This is a genomic window from Bacillus sp. UNC125MFCrub1.1, assembly GCF_000701305.1.
Lineage (GTDB): Bacteria > Bacillota > Bacilli > Bacillales > Bacillaceae > Bacillus > Bacillus altitudinis.
In genome coordinates, this window is sequence record NZ_JNIG01000013.1 from 160,179 (window position 1) to 186,074 (window position 25,896).

A 25,896-nucleotide genomic window follows, 5' to 3' on the forward strand; every position below is an offset into this window, starting at 1 on the left:
GCTACCTTTACGATAAGGGATACCTTATAATAAATCTAATGAATGTTTTTGATTGAATCATCAAAATAATTGATAGGCGGTGCAAAGATGAATTTACATGCCCTCCGTATTTTTGCAAAGGTAGCCGAAACAAAAAGTGTCACACAAACGGCAGACGTGCTGTCTTTGACGCAGCCGGCTGTGACAGCACAATTACGAAGCATTGAACGAGAGATCGGCTTTCGTCTTTTCAAACGAAACGGCCGGGGGATTACCCTGACGGAGATGGGGAAGATCCTGTATCCATATGCCCGGCAAGTATTCGAGGCGGAAAAAGAAGTAGAATATCAGATTACTCTTCTGCAAAACGGAAAAAAAGGAAGACTCAGAATTGCTTCTACCTACGTACCACTTAACTTTTTACTGCCTGATTGGCTTGCCTCTTTTAAAACAGCATCGCCACAGACAGATATTGAATTAAAAAGCGGAAACTCCGCTCAAGTGATCGAAAGCCTGCTTCAATATCAATCAGATGTGGCGATCGCCGTAATAGAGGATCTGCACCACGAAGATCTTCACACCTCTCACTTAACTGATTTAAGTTATGACTTTATCGTGCCTGTGGATCATCCGTTAAATGGACAAACCGTCCCCCTAGAACGCCTAAGCCACGAACCCTTTTTAATGCGAGAAGAAGGCAGTTCGACGAGAGACAAGCTTTTTTCCCTTTTTACCGCTAAAGGAATTAAAAAACCGACCGTTGATTTACAATTCAGTGGTGTCCACGAAGCCATTCAAATGATCAAAGCTGGCTATGGCATCACCCTTGTTCCTCGTGACGCTGTTCAGCGAAGCTTAGAACGTGGAGAGATTGGGCGCGTGTATATCGAAGGAATTGACATTATCAGACCTGTTGTGGTCTGCAAACGGGCGAATGACCTTGAGGAAAATAGGACGGTGAATGCTTTTCTGCAAATGAAAGACATCGGACCCTTTATAGCACCTGCCTCCAATTAAAAAAGTGCCTGCTTCAAAAACAGGCACTTTTTCTACTCGGATGGCTGAACAAGATCAAATGGGACCGCTTTTGAGGCTATCACTAATTGTTCTGGTGTGATGAGGATTTCATTTCCCCATTCTCCCGCTCCAACGCCTAATATCTCTTCTTCTAATAGCGATGCTTCGATAATCGTGCGGAACCCTTCAGGCTGCCAACAAAATGGCGGAATCGAGCCAATCCGATAGCCCGTCACTTCAAGCACTGTGTCTGGTGAAGCCATTTTGATATTGCGAGAGCCTGCGGCTTTCTTTAGTTTCCCTGATTTGATGTGCTGGTCAGCACCCACCATTACAAGCAGCTGCTCCCCTTCCCCTGTTTCAAAGATCAATGTCTTGATCATTTGTCTTTCTCTAAAACCAAGAGCAGCCGCTACATTCGCTGCGCCCTTCTCTGTGTCGGCAGAAAATGTTTTGATGTCATACGGGATGCCATACTTGTCCAAAAAGTCATGTGCTGGTAATTTTTTCAATGGATTGAACCCCTTTCCTTACGATGTTCTTTCATTTAGCTTATCACAATCCTCTCATCCTTAAGATGTATTTTTCAATGGAAAACCTCTGCACACTTCGCCAACATGCTATACTGAACTTGTTTTTGAAAAGGAGTCGGTTGGATATGGGAAATAAGTTTTGGTTTTATACAGGCAGTAAAAGCCTTCTCATGCTAAGTGATATTCTATTTTTGATGACAGTCACATTGGTTATTTATCAAGATACACAATCTGTCGCCTATGCGGCTGTATTTCCGCTCATAAGAACACTATGTCAGCTATTGGCTGGGCTCCTCTCTCCTGTTTTGACAGAACTCTTTCAAGCCAAGCGTCTATTGAAATGGGTCCCTCTTTTACGTATTGGAATGCTCGTCGTATTCACGACCCAATTTGATTTCTTTCAGCAGCACCTGATCTGGCTGTTTAGTGCGTTCGTATTGATTTCCATCACAGGCGGGTTCATCAGCCCTTTATTACAGGCCATCATGCCGATGCTTGTATCAGCAAATCAGCTTGTGAAAGCGAACAGTACAGCCTCCGTTTTTTATCAATCTGTTCAAATCGCCGGCTATTCGTTTACTGGAATGCTCGTCCTGTTGATTGGTCCATTTTATTTAATGTGGGCCTCTTGTTTCATGATTGTGTTGTCCTATCTATTGATCATCCCTGTTTTTCCTCTACTCAAGCAAGAAGACACGGTTCAAAAAGAAAATAAGATGAACGGGTTCAAGGATGGCTGGAAGATCATTTGGACAAACAAAACGGTTCGCATCCTGACTTTCATGGATGTTAGTGAAAATATTGCAGGTGCTTTGTGGGTCGGACCGGTTACGCTTGCCTTTGTCACACTTGTTTTAAATGAAGGTGCGGAATGGTGGGGATATATCAATGCCGCATATTATATAGGTGCCATTATAGGCGGACTCATGGCCGCATGGCTAAGTCAGTTTATTCAAAAACAACTTCTCCTCTTTATGGCAGCGGGCTCTTTTATTTATGCAGTGCTGACGATCCTATTTTCGCTAAACAGCCTGCCATGGCTTGCATTGCTGCTCTGTATTTTAATGGGGCCTGCCTATCAAATTCGGGATGTTTCGCAGCAAACCATCCTCCAAACGGAAACGCCAGTCCATGAGTTATCAAAGGTGTATTCGGCTCAATACGTTCTCTCTTCTATGTCTGTCAGTTTATCTATTTTCTTTGTTGGATTAATTGCGGATACATTCGGAGCGAGATTTGTGTATTTGTTAGGCGGACTGTTTGTACTCATCTGCTCAAGCATTGCCATCACCGCTTTCATGATGCAGAAAAAAAGAGCCACTGTTTGAGGCAGCGGCTCTTTTACTTTTCTTTTAACATCGCAAACATGTCACGCGCCATTGCCTCTAGGATATACACAACGGGTGTCTGTGTGGTGATGTTGGCTCTATGGACTCGTTCATCTGTGACGTAATAAGCAATATTTAAGTCAGAAATACGAGAAATTGTACAGTGCTGATTGTTTGTAATACTAATGATCGTGCTGCCTTCTCTTTTTAGTTTCGAAATATGATCAATCGTAATACTGTTCTCTCCTGATACCGACAGCACAATGGTGACACTATTGTCTAAATACTGCATATTCATCGGGAAAAACGGATCGTTGATATAAAACGAAAATTTCTCCAGACTTGAAAAGTACCTTGCCCCATACTGCGCCAAAATACCAGAACTGCCCGTCCCAATAAACAGCACATTCTTTGCATCCGCAATGAGCTTCGCTGCCTCTTTAATTTTCTCCTCAAAATCTCCTTTAAGTGTCCGTTCGATAAATTCATACAGGAAATGCTGTGTGCTTTTCAAAGAAGGTGTTTGTTCTGCTTCTAAATACATTTTGAGCTTCACCTTAAACTCTGAAAAGCCTTCACAATTCACTTTTCGACAAAAGCGAAGGACAGATGAGGTCGATATATGTGCGGCATCTGCCAAATCACGAATTCTCATATAGACGACTTTTTCACTGTTTTCCATAATGTATCGGTATAAAGCGCTTTCTAGTTCATTAAAGCTGGAAATGACCTCACTTGAAAACATCTGACTTCCCCTTTCTCCAACAACATGACACAACACGTTTCTTTTATGTAACAAATCTCTAAATAGGGCACCCTTGCCTAAAGACGCTGAAACCGTTTACGCACAAGGTACTCTCACGATAAGCTATAGATGTACAAACAAATGATAAAAGATTGATTCACTCTATTATAACATTGTGCGTTACATTATTCGGAGGTGCAGAACATGGCAAAAGGATTAAAGGTTGTCACAATCGGCGGAGGATCAAGCTATACACCAGAACTTGTCGAAGGATTCATTAAACGGTACGAGGAATTTCCAATAAGCGAACTTTGGCTCGTCGATATCGAAGCAGGTAAAGAAAAGCTTGAGATCGTCGGAAATCTTGCAAAACGCATGGTGAAAAAAGCGGGACTTCCAATCGAGGTTCATTTAACTTTAGATCGCCGGAAAGCACTGGTAGACGCTGATTTCGTCACAACACAATTCCGCGTCGGATTACTGGAAGCACGTATGAAGGATGAACGCATTCCTTTAAAATATGATGTCATTGGTCAAGAAACCAACGGTCCAGGCGGTCTATTCAAAGGCCTGCGCACCATCCCTGTCATTCTTGAGATTGTGAAAGATATTGAAGAATTATGCCCGGATGCTTGGCTTGTGAATTTCACAAATCCAGCTGGTATGGTCACAGAAGCCGTACTTCGCTATTCAAACCACCGCAAAGTCGTTGGACTATGTAACGTACCAATCGGCATTCGCATGGGCATCGCCAAAGGACTTGATGTCGACGCAAGCAGAGTCGAAGTCAGCTTTGCTGGATTAAACCATATGGTCTTTGGATTGAACGTGTTCTTAGATGGCAAAAGCATCATGGATCAAGTGATCGAAGACATGGCAGATCCAAACTCCACCATGTCCATGAACAACATTCAAGCGATTCCGTGGGATGCAGATTTCTTAAAAGGGCTTGGTGTGATTCCTTGTCCGTACCACCGCTACTATTACAAAACAAGTGATATGTTGGCTGAAGAAAAGAAAGCAGCAGAAAATGAAGGAACTCGTGCAGAAGTCGTTCGTGCACTAGAAAATGACCTGTTCGAACTTTACAAAGATCCTGATCTTGATATTAAGCCGCCACAGCTTGAAAAACGAGGCGGTGCTTATTACAGTGATGCAGCATGTAACTTAATCGCATCCATTTATAACGACAAGCACGACATTCAGCCTGTAAACACAATCAACAATGGCGCCATCAGTGACATTCCAAATGATTCTGCCGTTGAACTGAACTGTGTCATCACAAAAGACGGCCCAAAACCAATCGCTGTTGGTGAAATGCCGGTTGCTGTCAAAGGACTTATTTCTCAAATTAAATCCTTTGAACGTGTAGCCGCTGAAGCAGCTGTAACAGGTGACTACAACACAGCCCTTGTTGCCATGACCATCAATCCGCTCGTCCCATCAGATGCCATTGCAAAAAGCATCCTAGATGAAATGCTAGAAGCACACAAAGACTACTTACCACAGTTTTTCAATAAAGTTGAAGCATAAAAAGAAGCCGCACTTGTCAAAAGTGCGGTTTTTCTTATTTCCCGGCAAACAACTGATCCATCTGAGCACGGTCATAGTCTAATAGCCAGTGCTTTAAACCTTCATAAACTGGACGCAGATGTTCTGGATCTGCCGCAATAAGATCACAGCCTCGATCATCATATAAGTGGAAAATCATCTGTTTTGAGAGATTGATGAGATAAATGTCATAACCAAGCTTTCCTTTCAAGATTTGATTCGGTTTGTAGAAATCCTCTTCGCATATGGCTTGTAGAAGCGGGCGCAATCGAATATCTTGCAGCTGACACTTGAGTGTAAATCTCTCTATTTTCATTGTTTCTTCTTGTTTTGGTTGTATATAGGTCAAACGCTCGTGACGCAATCGGTGACGCACTTGTCGGTCGGCATATTTTTGATAAACAAGGAGCTTTTGCCTCGTTAATTCATGTTCATGCTGCGTATAGACATCCGTGACAAGTAGAATATCGTCTTCTGGATCAAAAGCATATCTAACGATTTTCAAAGCCCGATTGCCTGCTTTTTCTAATACAACCGATTCTTCTCCTAATGACCAATCTGCCACTTCAAAGCGAAGACCAAAAGGCCACTTATAAAAAAGAGGCGGTGTGAGGACAAGTTCAGGAAAATGACTTTTTAAAAAACGATTGGTTTGATCGCTCATCTCATGTCCTTCCATTGGTTTTATTTCTTATTTTACCGTTGAAACTAATGGAAATTCAATTGGAAATAAACTGTCATTTCTTATATGATAGAAAGAGATGGAGGTGTGGCCAATTGAAAAAATGGTTTTTACAGGTGTTCCTCACCGCATTGATCACGATGTGGATACAGACTGGACTTGATCAGGCGAACATCATTCAAATCACCAATGTATGGGTCGATGTCAGTAGCTGGATCCTAATCTTCTTTGTCATCTACGCACTTTTTGAATGGACTGCTCACGTCTTAGCAAAACGGAAAATCGCTCATCGCTGAACATCTCTTTTTACAGAGATGTTTTTTGTTGAAACTCTTCCTGCACAAGTTCATGAATCACGCCCATTCCTGCCTGACTTCCGGCTGCTGCTGCAAGAACAAGCTGAGCAGGCCCGCCTAAATTATCACCACATGCAAAAATACCGCTGACGGTTGTACGCCCAAGAATATCTGCTTCAATGCCCCCATTTTTCGTCATTTGACAGCCTAGTTTTTCAGCAAAAGGGGTTGACTGCTTGAAATCACTTGCGACAAATCCGCCTTCTCTTATCACTATCTCTCCATTTGCAAGCTGAAGAGAGCGTAGCTGACCATTGTCATGATGGATCGCTACAATTGGCACATCAATAACTTGAATAGAATGTGCTGATAACAGTGCTTTCTCCTCTTCAGCTAACACTTGCTGTCCATTTGTAAACACAATCAAATCCTTTGTCCAATTGGAAAGAAGTTTCGCCATATGCAAAGCACGCTGGTTCTCTGCAATCAGGGCAAGTGGCTTGTCCTTCAGCTCCCAGCCATCGCAGAAAGGACAGCTAAACAACGTCTTTCCATACACATCATGAATCCCGTTGATCTTTGGCAATATATCCTGAAGTCCAGTTGCCAAAATGATTTTTTTCGCTTCGAATCTTTCTCCTTCTTGTGTCAGTAACGCGAAGTTGTCCTCATGATTTTGTATCTCCACAATTGTGCTTCGTTTGATTTGGATATTGGGGTAGTTTTGGAGATCCGCTTCTCCTGCTTGTCTGATCTCAAACGGTGTCATTCCATCGTTTGTAATAAATCCATGTGATTCCTGAGTCACTCGATTTCTTGGCATCTCATCATCGAATACCATGACCTGTTTTCTGCCCCGCCCCACAACAAGAGCTGCATTTAATCCGGCTGGTCCGCCTCCGATAATGGCACAATCTAATAACATGTCAATCTCTCCTTTTTATAAAAGACTTTAAAGACTCTTAATATCTATAATTTACTCAAAAAAAATCACATCTTGAAAAATGGATTTTTTTCTGTCTGCTCTATTTGGCTTGCAATATCAACTAACCGCTTTTGACTTAACGTCTCCTGCATTTTCATTTCAACATCCTGCATGACTTGTTCAATCAAACAGCCATCGTGAGGCATGAAAGAATCATGTTCTAAAGAACAACGAAATAAATGGGTTTGTCCTTCTACCGCCTGAATGACGTCTAAAAACGAAATGTCTTCTTTCTTTTTCAGAATGGTGTAACCACCTTTTGCGCCAGGTGTTGATTCAATTAATCCCGCCTTCACAAGCTTTGTTAAAATTTTGGATAAATAAGTGGGTGAAAGATCTTGCATCTTGGCGAGAGGTTCAACGCCTATTGCTTTCCCCTTTGGTGCAAGGGTTAAAAAGACCATCGTATGCAGCGCATAGTTGGTCGCTTTAGAATATTTCATAGAAACATTCCTTTCTATCTATTGTAGACCTTTTATATCTGTAATTGATCATAAAAGATTCAAGAAGAAAAAGCAAGTATTGTGGATCTGCTTCTTTTTTCATTCCACATTTCGCATTTCCTTCCGATAATAGAAGTAAGCACGAATAAAAGCTTGATGAAGACTAGAAGGAGTGAAAAAAATGTCAGATCAACAGCACAATGCAGCACACGAAGAAGAAGAGGAATTTAACGTATACGACATGCTTCCACCCGCAGGAACAATCATTGGCGAAGCAACAGAAGAAGAAATGGAAGCTGCGGCAGCATTAGAAGTGAGACATTTCGCCTTTATGCGTCTGCAAGACTCGTACATTCAATTTGATGGTTCTTCTTATAAAGAATTGCTTAAAGACTTTCAAGAACTAGAATTTGATTCTGCAAAGTTTTGGAGAGCCATCGCACGACGCCTGCAAGTCCCATACGAATGGCCAATCCGAATCGACCATGCAAACGGTCCTATTTATATTGGTGAAACAGAAGATAGCCGTGAGGTTGAGGAGAGTGCGGAGTAAAGGAATTGGTGACCCCCTTTTGGTGAGGGGGTCTTTTTAATAATTTAAAAGATTTCTATTTCTGATATTTTTCACATGAAATAGATATTCTTATTGCTCTTCTAAATCAAATTCCAACCATAATGATATATTAAAAGCGATTTCATGCATTTCTTCTATTTTTGATTGATTCAATTGCTCCGCAAAACGACGTGCCCTTTGAAAAATATCGTCATTCTGCTTAACCACCACATCATTCAGTGTAAGGATTGTGCTGAGCGCCCAGCCAGCAGTTACTAACATATTTTCGTCTTGAATGGAATTCATAAAAGTTTCTACTTCTGAAAAAAACCACTTGATATCATCAATTTGGTCTAAATGAAAAAATACAATTTTATGAAGTGCCTCAGGGTCTCGAGTCTTCAATATGTCTTTCACTTCTTCTTTTGATAATGGCGGATTCTGCTTTTCATATTCAGCCTGCCACTCTTCATCTGACATCCCATCTTCTTCACTATCCTCTGCGGTATAATGCCCCGCAATCAATTCATCAAACGAATCCGTTAATTTAAAATCCGTTTCATATTCTAGATCAAAGTAATGAATTGGCGGATGTTCCTTTGTTTCTCTATAATCCAATGCGATCCACGTATGACCATCCCCACAAATAAGCACAAGTCCCTCAGGCAATTCCCATTCTTCTATTAAATAATTACTATCCATGATGCCTTCGCCTTTGGCAATTCCTCTTAAATGATCAAATGACACATGATCCTCTGCCCATCCATTCGGCTGATCTGTTGGAAAAGCATTATGCAAGGTATAACCGCCATTTTGTTCGAGAATCAGTTTCTTATATGTATCAGGCAAGATGATGCCTAGTTTCTTTTCCGCTTTTGCAATGCCTTTTTCATTGATTTTCTTAAATGTCTCTTCACTTTCTCTGTCTGTGTCCCAAAATGGTTTCAAATAAAATACCTCCAATTGTTATTTCTATCTCATTTTACCATTTAAGAAACCTAGTTTAATAGTCCTATTCATAAAAAAAGAGAAGGGTTCCCCCTCCTCTTGTTGATTATGATTGTTCCTGATTTCTCGCTTCAAATTCATCTAGCATTGCACGCACTTCATCTGTTGATGATGTGTTCATTAATTGGTTTCTTAGGAAGCTCGCTCCTCTGAATCCTTTTACATAAATCTTAAAGAAACGATGCAGTGCCTTGAATGGACGCAAACCTAATGAAGAATATTGATCATGAAGATCAAGGTGTAATCTTAAAAGACCTAACAGTTCGTCACTCGTATGCTCTTTCGGCTCTTTTTCAAAAGCAAATGGGTTATGGAAAATCCCACGTCCAATCATCACTCCGTCTATTCCATATTGCTCAGCTAGCTTTAAGCCAGTTTGACGGTCAGGAATATCACCATTGATCGTCAAAAGCGTATCAGGTGCTACTTCATCACGCAATTTCTTAATCTCAGGAATGAGCTCCCAATGCGCATCCACCTGGCTCATTTCCTTTCTTGTGCGAAGGTGAATCGATAAATTCACAATGTCTTGCTCCAAAATGTGTCTGAGCCAGCCACGCCATTCATCGACCTCTGTAAACCCTAGTCTTGTTTTCACACTAACAGGTAATCCCCCTGCTTTTGCCGCTTGAATCAGCTCTGCCGCAACGTCTGGACGAAGAATCAATCCACTGCCCTTTCCGTTTTGCGTAACATTAGGGACAGGACAGCCCATATTAATATCAAGCCCTTGAAATCCTAACTCCGCCATTCCAATGCTCATTTGTCTAAAGTTCTCAGGCTTGTCTCCCCAAATATGAGCAACAATCGGCTGCTCATCCTCTGTAAACGTTAAACGGCCTTTCACACTTTGAATGCCATCAGGGTGGCAGTAGCTCTCACTGTTCGTAAACTCTGTAAAAAACACATCCGGTCTCGCCGCCTCACTCACAACATGACGAAACACAACATCTGTCACTTCTTCCATTGGTGCTAATATAAAAAATGGCCGTGGTAAATCACGCCAGAAATTTTTACTCATCTTTCATCCAATTCCTCTCATGACATAGCACCTAAAGGGCATGTCCTTCTGTAAATTCTTTCAGCAATTTTTATCATTATATACTTTTGTAAGGATTCAACGCAAAAGGAGTATAAAATGAACAAAATACTATCAGCACTTTATAAAATATCAAAAATTTGAGGAGTCGTAAACGCCGTTCAAAAGCTACTTCTGGGAAACGTGTCACGCGACGGGCAGCAGGAACAGCATCCGGCAAACTAATGAAAAGATATTCAAATAAAAAAGCCCTATGCAGGGGCTTTTTAAATTGTAATTGCCTTTTCTGTTACATGATAAGTGTTAGAAGTAATGATTTTATCAAGTGACCAACCGGCAGCGAATAACACAGAAAAAATTGTTAAACTGATAAATAACTTTTTCATCATAACGCCTCCGCCATTTTTAGTATTTGTTGTTGTGCTTTAATGGTCTTTTTTAGATATTCTCTATTCAATTCAAAATTCCCTTTTTGATAATGATAATCTGCGAGTTTTTCTGATAACTCCGCTACATCTTGCCACAAACTTTTGCTTTCTAAATAACTGTGGCTTTCATTTACCTCCGATTCATTATATTCTTCAAAAAGCGCATAAATGATTTTTAATTTAGCTATATATTCTTGGTCGTCTGCAAAGTTAGCTCTATTTAAGCCAATGGTGAAATATTGGTTTCCTCTATCTTTTTTATCTTGTTCATAGAATACCCAGGACAACATATAAAGTGTTCTAATTCCCGAGATCGTTTCGGCATGTTCTTTTATTTGAATTGAATTTAGAAATTCATTTTCTGCGGTTTCAATTTCTCCGGCTCTTTTTTTCACTAAACCTAAATTATGATGTATTACACCAATAATCCGTTGGGCTGTTTCCTCATTAAGCTCTTGAGCCAAGCTCAAGGCTTCCCTATAATAAGATTCTGCCTCATCTAAGCGGTATAAGTCGTACATATTCGCTCCAAATTTGATATTACAACCGACTACTTTCGCTTTGTAAAACTCGCTTGTTGAATACATTTCTTTTGCTTTTTCCAAATGGTTTAACGATACGAAATGTTGATCAATGCGATAATATGCATCAGCTAGTTTGTAATGAAATTCGGCTCTTTCTATATCATCGGGAACATTCTTTAAATGTTCTTCAGCAGTCTTGTAAAAATTTATAGCAGCAACATAATTTTTTTGGTGGAATTCGTGCATACCTCTAAAGAAGTTTGAATAGTAGTCAAGCGTTCCTTTGACGTGGGGCTGTTTGTTCTCTATTTCTCTGAGTAAATCGGGTAAAGTGGGGCGTTGTTGATTCATTTCAATAGGCACAAGACTTTCAAGCATGAGTCGATGCCTAAACTCCATTAATTGATAATATAGCAGTAAATCTTGATCCTCTTCCATGTGCTCTATTTCTCTTTCAACCTGTTCTTTTAAAATCTCTGCATCCGGCACGCTGAATGTCCTTATAAATCTATACCAATCATTTATTAATATACCAACTTGAGAAGAAAGAATTTTCTCCACTCCTACCATCCCCTTTCTTGCTATTCCCTATAATTACATATATTATCATTTTCAAAATAATTCCACACCGAAAAGAAACCGCAATTTCTCCATAAAATACAATTATATAGACACACAAATGTATAATATTGAAAAAATACAGTATTGAAATACCATTTACCCTTAATTTGGTTGTTGTTACAATTTTTATGTAAATCAAAAAAAGGAGTGATTATCTTATATCAAAGTCCTATAAGAATTTCAAGACATATGCCACTGTTTTTTCTCAAGATGTATTTTATAATTGAGGCTCGAACAACAAGATTTTTTTAGCACTATAAACAGCCTCTTCATTAAATTTTCGGAGGCGAAATTACTATGACTTTTAGAAAAAAATTTGTTCCTGTACTATTAAGCGCAACTTTATTAACTTCCGGTCTTGGTGCGACTACTGCGTTTGCAGCGGAGCCAACTAAATCAATAGCACCAGTACATACAAAGGTATATAAAACATCTTTACAACAAGCCGCAACAAATAACAGCACTAGCCCTATTCAGTCAAATGCTTTAACAACTCAAACAGCCGCAAACGGGGAAGTTTCTACTCAAGGGGCTGTTTCATGGTCATATAAAGCATTCCGAGGTGCTTTACGTTCTGGTGGATGGTTACTATCAAAAGCATTGAAACCCTTTAATCCAAAGGTTGCTGCTTGGATCAGAAAGAAATCTGCTAAGATCGCAAAGGTAATGGATAAAGGGGAAAAGTGGACAGAAAAACAGTTTGTAAAAGCTTTTGTTAAAATGGGTGCACCTAAAGATGTTGCTAAAACTTTGGCAAAATTCATCATTACTCTTATTTAAATAAACAATAAGTGCTATTAGTTTTCTAATAGCGCTTTTTATGGAGGGTATATATTGTCTTTTTCTTATGTGATTTCATTGACTTTTTTAATACTCCTTTTAGTTTCTATCATATTTTATACTTTTTTAAGGAAAAAAAATGTTGTAGATGAACCCCCAGGTGCTATTGCTGCCGTTCTTCTTATTTTACTAATATGTTTTTCCCTTGGTTTCGTTATTGCTATTCCGACTTTCATGCTTTACCTAGTATCATTGGGAGTAAATTTTCTTTTCGGCGAATACATAATTTATGATTCATTTTTCTCTTTGGTGACCTTTTCTTTGTTAGTTAGCATCATCGTAATTTTTTGGTCATTTATAGTTTTATTTATAGGGAAAGGAATTATTTTTTTGTTGAAGGTCCCAAAATGGATAACTTATATTTTAGAATTTTTTGCTTCGTGGGCTCTTATTTACTTCACGATTAAATATGTACTCAATTTAAAGATAATTGAAGTTTCTATATGGGGGAATGGTGTATTAATTTTATCTTTCTTTGTTAGCTTTTTATACATCGGACTTGATATCATATCCTCCGCACTAGATCAAAAAAATCAGAATATAGAAGAAGAACCCCCTATCCTATAATGGAGAAGGGGGTTTATTGATGTATAGAATTTATCTAATTAACATAAGGGACGAATATAGATTACTCAAGATATCTGAATTTTTTCTTTTGAATTACGTGAAAAAAATGAAGTACTTAAGAGGTCAAAAGGTGTAAAACTGATATACATAGGAGTTATACAACATCTTCTTACCTTTCCATTAGTTTTTGGCTCAAGGATCTAATTTGACCAAATTGATTCTCGAACATCAAATCCCACATATTAAGACATTCATTTGCAATATCTTTTATCTCAGGGATAGTTGAATTAGAGGTTTCGTCATATAATCCAATGATTAATTTAGAAATTTCATCTTCTATCCCCCAAATATCTTCAAACTTACCAACATCGTTTCCAAGTAAGTGGTAACTCATTGAAAATATAATATCTTTGTAATCAACAATTGATTTTGATTTTTCTTCAAGATAACGAACAAATGCATGTACCATTCTACGGTTTAAACTAGAATTCATTATTTCAATCAAAAAATCCTTATCTCTATTTAAATCAATGAGATCATCATAAAATAATCGTGAAATTGGCATCTCGAGATCTAATGCACTTGCCTTAAATTTACGTATCAAATCTTTTACTATTGAATTAAATTCACCTTTGTTAAAATAGTTAGTAGCCATAGAAAGTATGGCTTTTGCTTGTGCTTCACTCATTGCATCTACGTTATTAATTATTTCGGAAAATTCATTATTACGAATAAACATTTCTGAAAGACAATTTGCACCCATATCAATTAGGTCTTTATCTTCGGATTCGTAGCATTTTTTTATAGTTTTCAGTACTTGTTCACGATATTTAGGATAAAGCAAAAAGAGCATATTTTTCGTATCATAGAAACCTGCTAACCTGTAATCTTTATCATATTGATTTAATATTATCTCTGATGCCCACTTTCTTTCAATATTATAGGCAGGCCATAATGCGAATAAACTAGCTAACTTCACTGCCGGATTTTCATCAAATACCAATCTTTCAATTGTATCTTTAAACTGTTTAAACAAAGTTCTTTCATTCCATAATAACTCAGCTATTGCTTGAGCTGCGTTACCCCTTACACAGTTAATCGCATTACTTTGTAGCATGGCATAGCTACGCATTTCTTTATCCTCATTATTAGTTACATTCACAATTCCTAATTCTGGGTTATTATGGTTAATCGCAATATCCTTTAGAATATCCAAAATCTCCTGAGACCAATTTACGTTTTTCCTGTCTCTAATGATTGAGCAAATATCGTTCGCCCGATATGAGGTATAATCATATGGATAGGTCAAAATCATTTTTTCCAATAACTCTATCGGCACATCCCCCAATGCCTTACTAGATGCAACGCCACTAAATAAGGAATCTACGTATGATTCCAGAACTTTCTCTTTATTCGAAAGAACTAGATTTATCATTCTTTCAGGTTCCTCAGAAACAGCTTTACTAAAACTACTTGCAAATTCTTCAATAGAAGAACTAATAAAACCTTCTGGAACCTCTATCCATCTGGAAGAATCTTTTTGAATAAGTTTTTTATTAGTTAAAATCTCTATCCACTTTTTGTTATTTAATTTTTTCCCCGCCACGGGTGAGCTTATCGATCCGCTGTGTCCATCTGAATATTTATATAAAGTTGACCCTTTAGGGAATTTACGTCTTAAAATACGCAACAAATTTTTTGCTTGAATGCTCAATCGATTATAGGGAAGAACTTCTAAAATTTCTTTTTGAAAATCACCCCAAAAACTCAAATAAACTGTACGACCATTTTTTTCTCTATTATAATTAATTCTACGACGATATAAGTCTTTAGCTTGCGGAGAAAGATAACTTAGAACTCTCTCTTCTAATAAATTGAAAATATCCTCACTACAGTATCTCGTATGTTTTTCTAATATTTGTTTGGCAAGAAGTAATTTATCACCATTGCCACTTGTATTATCGAATACGTTACTGTTGAAATCACTGCACAAATAATTAATAACAACATCGCTATAACTTTCTGATACTCTGGATAATCCATCCAATATAATTTCATTAAATAAATCATTACCTTTTCCCATGAACTCTTTATAGCGATCAAAGAATTTTTTCGGTTGTTGAGAAATTATTGCGGCATTCGCTTTCTTTATAATTTGGATACAAGCCCTTTCTAGCCCTCTTTTATGAATATATTCCCCAGACCAACCACTATAAATAAAGCTTACGTCTTTATCTATTGGAACGAGTGGTAATAATAAATTAAGAACCTCTTCTCCATTATTGATTAGAATTTCAGAGTCTTCATAGAGAAATGTTTCTTCGTAATAATAAATTTGTTTCCCTTTGCTTTTAATTTTATTTTCCAATAAAAAAGCTAGTAGCCGTATTGTTCTTAATTCACTATTTTTGAGCATCGACTTAAAATCAAGATAGTTATCAGCCATTCGCGGATATCGCTTATAAAATTTCATTCTTAATTCAAATAACTCATCCGTATCTTGATTTATATCGCGCAAAAAACATTTAGAGAATTTATTATCGTCTTCCTGTGAATTAAATGAATATTTTTCAATAAACGTAATATCCTCAGACTCAAAATTTGGGCTTATACTTACAAAGAAATTGATAACCATATCTTTCTTAGATGGGGTGTTAAACCATTTCTCTAAAATGCCACATTGTCTAAGCAACTTAATATAATTGGGCTTTGAAAATATAACGTTATTAATAATGTGATTGCCGTAACTTTCATTATCACAGTTATTCACTATAAAGTTTTGTATATTTTCATCTATTTTATCTATCTGATTTAGCACCTCGAAAAAAACAAATTTGACAAAATACCTGATTTGTTTTGCTTCAAACATTTTTTGTCCAACAGTAATAAAATCATGGCTATCAATTTCAAATAAATTTTGCATAAACATTTGCACTTGATATCTTTTACCAGGTGTTTGTTTATTTTTAGTACCAATAATATCTACAATATCTTCACCATCATAATATCTCTGAAGCATCTTTTCTGCTAAAAAACTGTCTAATATAGATTGATGGGCAAACGAAACTTTCTTTCCTTGAATAATTAAGAAAGAATTTGAAGATAAAAATTCTAAAGATGATTTATTTTCGTTTAATATACTTAAAGGAATAAATATTTTACTAGATCTCTCTAGAAATGTTACTATTTTATCTTTAATCTGAAATAGATTGTCTTCTCTCAATCCAAATTCAAAACATTTATTTGATAGCTGCCCCCACCATTCAGAGATCAAATGGCTTGCTGTAGAACATTCTTCATATACTTTACCAGGATCTAGCTGTTTCCAAATATATAAATTACTTGGAATTCTTAGTATCTCTTTCAGTTTACTTGTTAGTTGCTCATAACGCTTTCCAACAATACCTTCAACTAAATCCTCGTCCAACTCATTAACCTGAACCCTATCCCATTGAATAACGTTCTCTTTTGAATCATCTTTTTTAAATAATGCTCTAATATTATTATCGTTTTCCAAATCATGAGTTCGACACACAAAAACAACAGATATCTTGTTTGCTCTATCATTATTCAATACCTCTATTTGATTAATAATCTGAGAGCATACTAATAAAGCATCTCTAGAATGCGCCAGAGTCCAACGCAGGGCATCTAACTGATCCAAAATAATTACTGCCCTTTTATTTTTAGAAACACTGTGGATACAATGAGTGATTGATGCAGGTAATCCTAAATCTTCTCCCCACTTCTCCGCAGTCATACTTGGAACTCGTTTATCTAATTTAATTGCCAAATATGGTATCTCATTTTCTTCACAATAAATGATAACATCTTCTGTACATCCACTTTTCCCTCTTCCAGCCTTTCCATGTATTATTAAAGATTTCTCTGAATCTAATGCTTGCCTACATATAGAAAATTCTTTTCTCTTTATAAGACTATTGTCCAACGGAATAAAAGTTGATTTATATTCGCGATTCAACTCCTCTAGCCTACGCTTGATTTGTTCATTAGACGAAAGATGTTTATTCCTTCCTAACAAATAATTGTCTCTTATCTCCTCAATTGTTCTGATAATTTCCCCTTTTGATTTACCAATTGACTCATTAACCATTGATACAATCGCACTGTCTTTAATATCTAATAACGATTCTCGAAAATTTACTAGTATATCAAACAAATCAGAGAAGTACTCTTCAAAATCGGTCGGTTTCTTAATAGGCGTATGCTTAAATTCATCTTTTTTAATATTGACAAATTCAACCGCTTCTTTTGCTAGTTTCTTAAATATATCTTGGTAATCTTCCTTTGAAGTGTTATATGCATAAAATACTCTCTGTATTATTGTTTCAACAGTCCTGTTCTGTTCAAGAAATTCTATAAAATAGTTACTATCAACCTCAGTATTATCAAACTTACGATTAAATTCAGTAACTGTATCTTCTATGTCTTTAATTAATCTCTTTTCATCTCGATTTGTTAAGCCTTTTGTCAAAAGATAACCAGCAATGTTTGGGACAATCAAAGTTCCAGCTATATATGCTAAAATGCTCACTATTATTCCCCCCCTAATCGACGACCATGATTTTTCTTATATTCCAATAACAAACCTTCTCATCATCCTTTTAATTACCTATTTTACATTTTATTCATATTTTTATTATATCAAATAGTTAAAAAATTTTCTGTGAATTGGCTGATTAAGTACCAGTAGTTACCGACAAAGAGTTTGAGAGAACTTCAACTAAAACTTTTTTAATCCCCTACTATAAAAAAAAAGACAACCCCCATACAGGTTAGTTGCCTTCTTTTAAAATAAGTTGCGCCACACATTCCACATGTGAGGTATGCGGAAACATATCTACCGGCTGCACTTCCTCCGTCACATACCCACCATCTTCAAGAATACGCAAATCACGAGCTAGCGTCCCAGGATTACAGGACACATACACAACACGGTTCGGTTTCATCTTTAAAATCGTATCAAGCAGTGCTTCATCACAGCCTTTTCTTGGCGGATCGACAACTAACGTATCTGCTTTGATGCCTTCTTGGTACCAGTTTGGGATAACAGTTTCTGCTTCGCCGACTGCGAATTCAACGTTGTTGATTCCGTTTAAGTCAGCGTTGCGTTTTGCGTCTTCAATTGCTTCTGGCACAATTTCTACGCCATAGACTCTGCCTGCTTTTTGTGCGAGAAATAAGGAAATTGTACCGATTCCGCAATACGCATCGATCACGGTTTCTTCTCCTTGCAGCTCCGCATATTCAAGGGCTTTATCGTAAAGCACCTTTGTTTGAGCTGGATTCACTTGATAAAACGAGCGGGCTGAAATAGCAAATTTGATGTCGCCAATCGTGTCATAAATGTATTCTTCTCCCCATAAAACGGTCGTTTCGTCTCCGAAAATGACATTTGTCTTCTTTGAATTCACATTTTGCACAATTGACCGAACATGTGGGAAGCGTGCTATAATCTGCTCAATCACCTGTTGCTTTTGCGGAAAATCAGCCGTTCTTGTGACAAACACAACCATCATTTCACCTGTTGCCATGCCGTAGCGAACCATGACATGACGCAGCCAGCCTTTATGCCGCTCTTCGTTATATGCTTTGATGCCAAACGCATTGCAGATGTCTTTTACTGCCTGTACCACTTCGTCATTTTCTGATTGCTGGATCAAGCATTTTTCCATATCAATGATTTCATGGGTACGCTGCTGATAAAATCCAGCAACAAGTCCGCCTTCCCGTTCGCCAACTGGTACTTGTGCTTTGTTTCGGTAGTTCCAATGGTCTTCCATGCCGAGTACAGGATGAACTTTTACACGGCTCATATCAAGCTTGCCGATCCGCTCCAATACGTCCTTTACTTGTTTCTGTTTAAAAAGCAGCTGGCCTTCATAGCTCATGTGCTGAATTTGACAGCCTCCGCACTGCTTATAGATAGGACATGGCGCATCTTGCCTGTGCTGACTTTCCTTTGTCAGCTCCATGAGTCGTCCAAAAGCAAATCCTTTTTTGACACGTGTGACTTTGATTTTCCCTTGTTCGTCAGGAAGGGCATTCGGTACAAACACAGGGAAACCCTCAACTTTCGCTACACCTGCACCTTCGTGCGTTAAATCTTCGAAGGTTACATTGTAGTATTCATTTTTTTGAACAGGCGGTTTCATTTTCACCAATTTTATCACCTCATTTGCAAAGAAAAACTTGGTCGCCATAAGGAACCAAGTTCAGTCTTCACCCTATTTTTTCAGCTGTTGCTTTTGGCACAATAAATTCAATATGGCGATACAGGTTTTCAAATTCACCTGGCAGCATGCCGCCGTATTCACCATCTAAATTCAATTGCATTTTATCTTTTACATCTACCTTCACGCGATTCGCTTTTGCGTAGATGACATTGTTATCATGAATATGCTCGCCTCGAAGTGCAAGACTGACCACTCGAATGGCTTCTGCTAGGTTGACCTTCTTTAAAATAATCAGATCAAACATCCCATCATCTAAAATGGAATCTGGTGCCAGCTTTTCAAAGCCGCCTACTGAGTTTGTTAGTGAAACAAGAAACAGCATGATTTCTCCATGAAACAATTTGCCGTCATATTCAATTTCGACTTCTGTCGGGCGAATGGAAGGAAGCATCTCCATGCCTTTCAAATAATACGCAAGTTGTCCTAGCATGGTTTTCAGCTTACTAGGCACTTCATAGGTCAGCTCTGTTAATCGGCCGCCTCCCGCAATATTAATGAAATACTGTCCATTCACTTTACCAATATCAAGCGGCTTTGCTACACCATCAATGATGGCATCTGTCGCTTTTAAAATATCTTCTCTTGGAATGCCAAGTGCTCTTGCGAAGTCATTGGTCGTTCCAACTGGAATGATTCCTAATTTTGGTCTTTTTTCAAGCGGTGCTAATCCATTGACGACTTCATTAATCGTGCCGTCTCCACCAGCTGCTACAATTAAATCAAAATCTCTCTGTGCGGCTTTTTCGGCTGCTTGTGTTGCATCTCCTGCACATGTCGTCGCATGACAAGATGTTTCATAGCCAGCCTGTTCAAATTTTTGCAAAACCTGCGGTAAATTCTTCTTAAAGAGTTCACGTCCAGATGTCGGATTGTATATAATTCGAGCACGTTTCATTCATCATCATCCTATTATCATTATGCAATCTATTTTCACCACTAACAACCTTTAATTATACTATGAGATTTGAAAATGGCAACAGAACAACCCCCTAATATTTGAAATCTCACGGTACGTTTCCCTCAGCAGATCAGCATTCTGATAAGATAAAAGAAAACGATGAAAAGGATGGTATGCCATGAAAAAGCCTGTCTATTTCAACCATGACGGCGGTGTTGATGATCTTGTGTCCTTATTTCTACTTCTTCAAATGGAACACCTGAAAGTGATCGGGATGTCTGTGATTCCTGCTGATTGTTATTTAGAGCCTGCGCTGAGCGCTTCTCAGAAAATTATTGATCGTTTTAGCCCATATGAGATTGAAGTAGCCGCTTCCAATTCTAGAGGTGTCAATCCATTTCCAAAGGAATGGCGTATGCATGCTTTTTATGTAGATGCCCTGCCGATTTTAAATGAAAAAGGCGCTATTGATACAAAAGTATCTAAGCTTCCTGCACATCTTCACCTGATTGAAATGGTGAAAAAGTCAACCGAACCTGTTACGCTGCTCTTTACAGGACCGCTCACAGACCTTGCACGGGCCTTAGAAGAAGATCCTTCCATCTCAAATAAAATTGAGAAACTGGTGTGGATGGGTGGCACATTCCTTGAAAAAGGCAATGTCGAAGAACCAGAGCATGATGGAACAGCAGAATGGAATGCTTTTTGGGACCCTTATGCTGTGAGCACCGTATTTCAAGAGCGTTTTCCAATTGAAATGGTCGCACTGGAAAGTACAAATCAGGTTCCGCTCACACTCGATGTCCGTCAACGATGGGCTTCCCTTCGCTCTCACATCGGGATTGACTTTATTGGACAATGTTATGCCTTTTGTCCGCCTCTCATTCATCACGAAACGAACTCGACTTACTACTTATGGGATGTGCTGACAACGATCACTCTTGCATCCACCTCATTTACCCGTTCAAAAGAAATGAATGCAATTGTTTATACCGAAACACCAAGACAAGGACGTACTGAAGAACATCCAGATGGAAAATTGATTCAAGTCATTGACCACGTCGATCGGGATGCCTTTTTCGAGGCATTTGAAGAGCTGATGAGAAAAGCGGTTTGTCAGATTTCATCATAAAAAAGCCCCGCTTATTAGCGGGGCTCAGATTGTTGACAAAGGACTAAAATGTACTTTTTTAGCCCTGTGTCTTCTTTTCAGCGTGATAGAAAACCTTTGAATTCTAGGAAGGACGAGTACCGGCGCGGAGCGAATTTGACATTCGTGAGCACCGGCACGCAGGACTGACAAAGAATGCGAGGGTTTGTCTACACGCTGAAAGCCCCGCTCATGAGCGGGGCTTCCTCTTACTCTTCTTCAGCGTACTTTTTCTTACGTCTAAACTTGCTTAAGATTTCATACACGATTGGCACGATGACCAATGTGAGAAGTGTAGAACTTGTTAAACCGCCAATAACGGTGACGCCAAGTCCTTTTGATACGATCTGACTTCCGCCTTCAAAACCTAATGCGAGTGGCAGCAATGCACCAATTGTCGCAAGTGCCGTCATTAAGATTGGGCGTAATCTTGTTGTACCTGCTTCAAGTAAAGCTTCTCTTGTTGAAAGGCCTTCTTTTTCTTTATGAATCACTCGGTCAATCAAGACAATGGCATTTGTTACAACGATTCCGATTAGCATCAGCAATCCAATCATGGCATTTAAACTGATGGTTTCTTTCGCTACAAACAATCCAACGAGTGCACCAATAACTGTAAATGGAAGTGAGAACAGAATCGCAAATGGTGCAAGACCTCCGCCAAATGTAATGACGAGAACGAGGTATACAATCGCAATCGCTGCAAGCATTGCGAGTCCTAGCTGTGTAAAGGATTCCTCAATATCCGCACTTACACCGCCTGTATCAATCGTAACGCCAGATTTCAAATCAAGCTTGTCAACTTTCTTCTGGACATCTTGTGTCACACTTGATACGTCGTCTGTTGTCATGTCACCAGATACTTCAGCATAAATCTTCCCATCACGCTTTGTCACAGTGTTTGCTGTTGTGCCATCTTTCACTTTCACCACATCGCCAATTCGGACTTGTTGTCCTGTTGGTGTTGTGATCTTTTTATTCTCTAGATCTTTTTTACTCTTGTATTCATCTTTTTCCGTTTGAAGCTTCACATCTAGTTCTTTGCCGTCCTCTGTTACTTTCGTCAACGTTGTTTCATTACTTTGAGGAGCGATCGCCTGTGCGATTTGTGAAGCGGTTAAGCCTAGTTTCGCCAGTTTTTCTTGATCTGCATTAAACGTATATTCGTCATATTTCTCAGATAAGCTTGTGCTGACGTTTTTCAAGTTCTTTTCATCTTTTAAAATGTTCTCGACATCTTTGACTGTGCCTTCAATATCACTTGCTTTGTCACCGTACACATAGTACGTCACTGTATTGCTTGCGCCAGCAGATGAGAAGTCTTGTGATTTCCATTCCCCTTTAGACGTTTTGTCTTGAAGGGCTTTAACCATACGATCTTTTTCTTTATCAAAGTTCGGTGTGTCCTCGTCGTATTGTACGAAGAATAATGCACCGTTAGAGTTTCCGCCAACACTTGCTGTCATTGCATTTGAAGAGCCTAATGAATATTGAACCGTATTGACATGATCACGTTTCATTAAGTAATCTTCTGCCTTTTTCGTTTCAGCAATGGCTTGTTCTCTTGTTTGTCCAGGCTCTGGCGTGTATGTCACCATTGCCGTTTTTTCTGCTTCCTGTGGTAAGAAGCTGACACCGACAAGTGGTGCGAGGAATAAGCTTCCGACCAGCATCAGAATCGCAATTCCTGACGTGATCCATTTATGGTTCAATGTCCAATTGAGTACACGTCTATAACCACCAGCAAGTTTGCTTGGTTTGTGTTCTTTCACCTTTTTCGCTTTGCCATACAGGTTCTTTCTAAATAGGCTGTGAGCCATCATTGGAACGATTGTAATGGCGACAAGTAGTGAAGCCATTAGAGCAAACACAATGGTTAATGCAAACGGGATGAATAGTTCACCAATCATTCCACCCACTAGCGCTAATGGCAAGAATACCGCAATTGTGACAATCGTCGAAGACATAATCGGAATAAACATTTCTTTTGTGGCTTCTCTAACGAGTGCTTTGCCTTTTAACGGTTCATCTTTTAACGCCATTCGTCGATAGATGTTTTCTATGACAACAATCGAGTCATCGACAACACGCCCAATGGCGACTGTCATGGCACCAAGTGTCATGATATTTAATGTGATATCTAGCTGATTTAATAATAAAACAGCAATCAACAGGGATAACGGAATAGAGATGACCGAAATTAATGTTGATTTGATATCTCGAAGGAACAACATGATGATAATGATCGCAAAGATTGCTCCGATGATCGCCTTGTTCAGCATTGTGCTGACAGATTCTTTAATCGGCTCTGCTTGATCATATGTCGTGCTGACTTTGATTCCTTTATTGTCTTTTTTGAATGTATCAAGTTCTTTTGTGACTGCTTCTGCTACACTCACTGTGTTGGCATCAGAGCCTTTGACAATTTGCAAACCGATACTATCTTTTCCGTTCGTTCTAGAAATCGATTCTGCATCTTTCACGACTTTAATATCTGCTATCTCAGAAAGTTTGATTGTCGGCAGTTCTACAGATTGACCGCTTGCTGCACCAGTTTGTTGCTGAGCTGCTGCTGCTTGCTGCTGACTTGCACTTCCAGCCTGTTGATCAGCACCTTGAGCTCCTGCATTTTCTGAGCCGCTAGAAGACGCTCCAGCTCCTGCGCTTCCCGCACCGCCGCTTGCACTTGGTGTGACAGGAATTCGCATGTTTTTCAAATCTTTAACACTTAAAATATTGCCATCCACTACGACTGATTTTTGCTTGTTGCCAAATGTGTATAACCCTAAAGGTACATTGACATCAGAGCCTTTGATCATGTTTTGGACAGTTTCTTCATCTAAACCATATTCCTTCAATTTCTTTTGTTTAAAAGAAAATTCTACTTCTTTGATTTGTTGTCCAGAAGCTTCGACAGACGAGACACCCTCTAAGCTTTGAAGAGAAGGAATAAGATCATTTTCCACTTTTTGTGTCAGGTCTTGTAATGATTCTTTATCACCGGAGACACTTAGAGCTAAGATTGGAATCGCATTGATGCTAAAACGTGTGATTTTTGGTTTTTCTGCATTTTCTGGAAAATTGATATTGCTAATGGCATCTTCAATTTCCTTCTTTGCTTCATCCATATCTTTATTGTAATCGTACTCGATTTGAATCGATGAGGCATTTTCAAAAGAATTAGAAGTGACCACATTCACCCCATTGAGATTTTGTATCGACTTCTCAATTGGGTCTGTCACCTTATCTGATACTTCGTCCGGCGTTGCGCCAGGATACGTTGTAGAAACCGTAATGACTGGAGTGTTGATATTCGGGATTGATTCTTGTTTCATATTCAATCCGGCATATAGACCAGCAACTGTTACGATAATCGTCATGAGCCATACAGCGAACTTGTTCTTTAATACAAAATTGATGATCGAATTCATTATGTCCTCCATTTTCCTTTATGTATTGACTGACTGGTCATTCTATATCATAATAAACGGTGATATACAATGCCGTCAACCATTTCACTTGCGTTTGACGTAACATTCTAAAGCTGAAGGGGCCTTATTTCATGAACGAAAAAAAAGAAAAAATCATTAAAGCAAGCATTCAGTTGTTTGCGAAAAAAGGTTTTTCTTCTACGACCATTCAGGAAATTGCAGATGAATGCGGAATTTCTAAAGGTGCATTTTATTTGCATTTCAAATCAAAAGAACAGCTTTTCAACAGAGCGTTTGAATATTATATCGACACGTCTATGCAAAGTATTGAAAAGATTCGAAAAGAAAATCAGCATCTTGCGCCTAGAGATATCTTTCAGAAACAAATCGCTGAACAGTTCCAGCACTTTGCTGAGAACAAGGATTTTATCATTTTGATCCTCAGCGAGAACATTATTCCGGAAAACCAGCAAATTAAAAAGTATTCCAAAACGGTTAAAAAGCAGATGAATGATGAAATCCAAATTTCTATTTTGACCACGTATGGACAGGAGATCGAACCATACATAACTGACCTGTCAGTCATGATTCAAGGAATCATCCAATCTTATGTGCAGGTACTGCTTTTACAAGATCAGATGCAATTATCATGTGATGAGCTCTCATCCTTTATTCTCGACCGATTTGATGATTTGGTGCATGGGCTTCTCCATTCTCATGCGAAGCCGATTCTAAAGCAAAACATTTGGGATGATGAAGCGCCAAATGCCGCTACTCTTCAAGAAGAGCTTCGATTGTTAAAATCTGAGCATCTGCTTTCGGATGATACCCTTGTATCCATTGAAGTTATTGAAGAAGAATTGGCCAAAAATGAGCCTCGCAAGCCGGTCATTCAAGGGATGCTGACAAATTTAGAAACGTGTGAGGACTCCGCTGTCCAAAGAGCTGTGGAACAATTGAAGCTATTCCTCCAATGACAATACGTGGCGATGTTCACTTTAGTTCACCTTTATCCCCTTCG

The 25,896-nt window shown here is 38.6% G+C and carries 21 protein-coding genes; 9 read left to right on the forward strand and 12 right to left on the reverse strand.

The annotated features are described in order from the left end of the window. Positions 1 to 87: 87 nt before the first annotated feature. Positions 88 to 996, forward strand: a complete 909-nt coding sequence (locus N521_RS11540; protein WP_025206891.1) for a LysR family transcriptional regulator — start codon at positions 88 to 90, stop codon at positions 994 to 996. Positions 997 to 1,028: 32 nt separating this feature from the next. Here N521_RS11540 and N521_RS11545 read toward each other — a convergent pair whose 3' ends face one another. Next, complete coding sequence (locus N521_RS11545) at positions 1,029 to 1,508, reverse strand: aminoacyl-tRNA deacylase (RefSeq protein WP_025206890.1); 480 nt, start codon at positions 1,506 to 1,508, stop codon at positions 1,029 to 1,031. Between the two features lie 146 nt (positions 1,509 to 1,654). Between N521_RS11545 and N521_RS11550 the strand changes: the two genes are divergently transcribed. Continuing rightward, positions 1,655 to 2,857: an MFS transporter gene (locus N521_RS11550; protein WP_035391406.1), complete on the forward strand. Its 1,203-nt coding sequence runs from the start codon at positions 1,655 to 1,657 to the stop codon at positions 2,855 to 2,857. A gap of 13 nt (positions 2,858 to 2,870) precedes the next feature. On the opposite strand, the gene N521_RS11555 is transcribed toward N521_RS11550, so the two are convergent. After that, on the reverse strand, positions 2,871 to 3,602 hold the full coding sequence (locus N521_RS11555; protein WP_017366780.1) for a MurR/RpiR family transcriptional regulator: 732 nt from the start codon (positions 3,600 to 3,602) through the stop codon (positions 2,871 to 2,873). A gap of 204 nt (positions 3,603 to 3,806) precedes the next feature. On the opposite strand from N521_RS11555, the gene N521_RS11560 reads away from it, so the two are divergent. Next, the gene (locus N521_RS11560) at positions 3,807 to 5,135 is read left to right on the forward strand and encodes a 6-phospho-beta-glucosidase (RefSeq protein ID WP_017366779.1); all 1,329 of its coding nucleotides are present in this window, start codon (positions 3,807 to 3,809) and stop codon (positions 5,133 to 5,135) included. Between the two features lie 34 nt (positions 5,136 to 5,169). On the opposite strand, the gene N521_RS11565 is transcribed toward N521_RS11560, so the two are convergent. Then, positions 5,170 to 5,817 (reverse strand): DUF3885 domain-containing protein, encoded by a 648-nt coding sequence (locus N521_RS11565; protein WP_025206888.1) that lies wholly within the window; start codon positions 5,815 to 5,817, stop codon positions 5,170 to 5,172. A 113-nt stretch (positions 5,818 to 5,930) separates the two neighbouring features. Between N521_RS11565 and N521_RS11570 the strand changes: the two genes are divergently transcribed. Further along, a complete protein-coding gene (locus N521_RS11570) occupies positions 5,931 to 6,131 on the forward strand; it encodes a hypothetical protein (protein ID WP_017360433.1) in 201 nt (66 codons plus the stop codon). A gap of 10 nt (positions 6,132 to 6,141) precedes the next feature. Here the strand turns inward: N521_RS11570 and N521_RS11575 are convergent, their stop codons facing one another. Continuing rightward, positions 6,142 to 7,056, reverse strand: coding sequence for an NAD(P)/FAD-dependent oxidoreductase (locus N521_RS11575; protein WP_035391408.1), 915 nt, complete (start codon positions 7,054 to 7,056; stop codon positions 6,142 to 6,144). Positions 7,057 to 7,121: 65 nt separating this feature from the next. Continuing rightward, positions 7,122 to 7,559: an Rrf2 family transcriptional regulator gene (locus tag N521_RS11580; RefSeq protein ID WP_017366776.1), complete on the reverse strand. Its 438-nt coding sequence runs from the start codon at positions 7,557 to 7,559 to the stop codon at positions 7,122 to 7,124. Between the two features lie 181 nt (positions 7,560 to 7,740). On the opposite strand from N521_RS11580, the gene N521_RS11585 reads away from it, so the two are divergent. Further along, entirely contained in the window at positions 7,741 to 8,112 is a 372-nt protein-coding gene (locus N521_RS11585; RefSeq protein ID WP_035391410.1) for a hypothetical protein, read from the forward strand. A 90-nt stretch (positions 8,113 to 8,202) separates the two neighbouring features. Here the strand turns inward: N521_RS11585 and N521_RS11590 are convergent, their stop codons facing one another. The 3 genes from N521_RS11590 to N521_RS11600 all read right to left on the reverse strand — a co-directional run bounded on the left by N521_RS11590 (position 8,203) and on the right by N521_RS11600 (position 11,681). Continuing rightward, complete coding sequence (locus tag N521_RS11590; RefSeq protein ID WP_035391412.1) at positions 8,203 to 9,060, reverse strand: SMI1/KNR4 family protein; 858 nt, start codon at positions 9,058 to 9,060, stop codon at positions 8,203 to 8,205. Between the two features lie 106 nt (positions 9,061 to 9,166). Next, entirely contained in the window at positions 9,167 to 10,141 is a 975-nt protein-coding gene (locus tag N521_RS11595; protein WP_035391414.1) for a tRNA dihydrouridine synthase, read from the reverse strand. Positions 10,142 to 10,544: 403 nt separating this feature from the next. Further along, positions 10,545 to 11,681, reverse strand: coding sequence for a Rap family tetratricopeptide repeat protein (locus N521_RS11600; protein WP_206677502.1), 1,137 nt, complete (start codon positions 11,679 to 11,681; stop codon positions 10,545 to 10,547). Between the two features lie 348 nt (positions 11,682 to 12,029). Between N521_RS11600 and N521_RS11605 the strand changes: the two genes are divergently transcribed. Together N521_RS11605 and N521_RS11610 are read left to right on the forward strand one after the other, a co-directional pair. Continuing rightward, positions 12,030 to 12,512: a hypothetical protein gene (locus N521_RS11605; protein WP_035391418.1), complete on the forward strand. Its 483-nt coding sequence runs from the start codon at positions 12,030 to 12,032 to the stop codon at positions 12,510 to 12,512. 54 nt (positions 12,513 to 12,566) lie between these two features. Then, the gene (locus N521_RS11610; protein WP_035391420.1) at positions 12,567 to 13,139 is read left to right on the forward strand and encodes a hypothetical protein; all 573 of its coding nucleotides are present in this window, start codon (positions 12,567 to 12,569) and stop codon (positions 13,137 to 13,139) included. 169 nt (positions 13,140 to 13,308) lie between these two features. Here N521_RS11610 and N521_RS11615 read toward each other — a convergent pair whose 3' ends face one another. The 3 genes from N521_RS11615 to N521_RS11625 form a co-directional block, all read right to left on the reverse strand. Continuing rightward, positions 13,309 to 17,694 carry a hypothetical protein gene (locus N521_RS11615; RefSeq protein WP_051632383.1) on the reverse strand — a complete coding sequence of 1,462 codons (4,386 nt, stop codon included), beginning with the start codon at positions 17,692 to 17,694 and terminating at the stop codon, positions 13,309 to 13,311. Positions 17,695 to 17,935: 241 nt separating this feature from the next. Further along, on the reverse strand, positions 17,936 to 19,321 hold the full coding sequence (gene rlmD, locus N521_RS11620) for a 23S rRNA (uracil(1939)-C(5))-methyltransferase RlmD (protein ID WP_035391523.1): 1,386 nt from the start codon (positions 19,319 to 19,321) through the stop codon (positions 17,936 to 17,938). Positions 19,322 to 19,382: 61 nt separating this feature from the next. Then, positions 19,383 to 20,291 (reverse strand): diacylglycerol kinase, encoded by a 909-nt coding sequence (locus tag N521_RS11625; RefSeq protein WP_007496845.1) that lies wholly within the window; start codon positions 20,289 to 20,291, stop codon positions 19,383 to 19,385. A gap of 181 nt (positions 20,292 to 20,472) precedes the next feature. Between N521_RS11625 and N521_RS11630 the strand changes: the two genes are divergently transcribed. Next, a complete protein-coding gene (locus N521_RS11630; protein ID WP_035391422.1) occupies positions 20,473 to 21,426 on the forward strand; it encodes a nucleoside hydrolase in 954 nt (317 codons plus the stop codon). A 227-nt stretch (positions 21,427 to 21,653) separates the two neighbouring features. Here N521_RS11630 and N521_RS11635 read toward each other — a convergent pair whose 3' ends face one another. Beyond that, entirely contained in the window at positions 21,654 to 24,875 is a 3,222-nt protein-coding gene (locus N521_RS11635; RefSeq protein WP_035391423.1) for an efflux RND transporter permease subunit, read from the reverse strand. Positions 24,876 to 25,006: 131 nt separating this feature from the next. Here N521_RS11635 and N521_RS11640 point away from each other — a divergent pair, with 131 nt between their 5' ends. Then, positions 25,007 to 25,852 (forward strand): TetR/AcrR family transcriptional regulator, encoded by an 846-nt coding sequence (locus N521_RS11640; RefSeq protein ID WP_035391424.1) that lies wholly within the window; start codon positions 25,007 to 25,009, stop codon positions 25,850 to 25,852. The last annotated feature ends 44 nt before the right edge of the window (positions 25,853 to 25,896 follow it).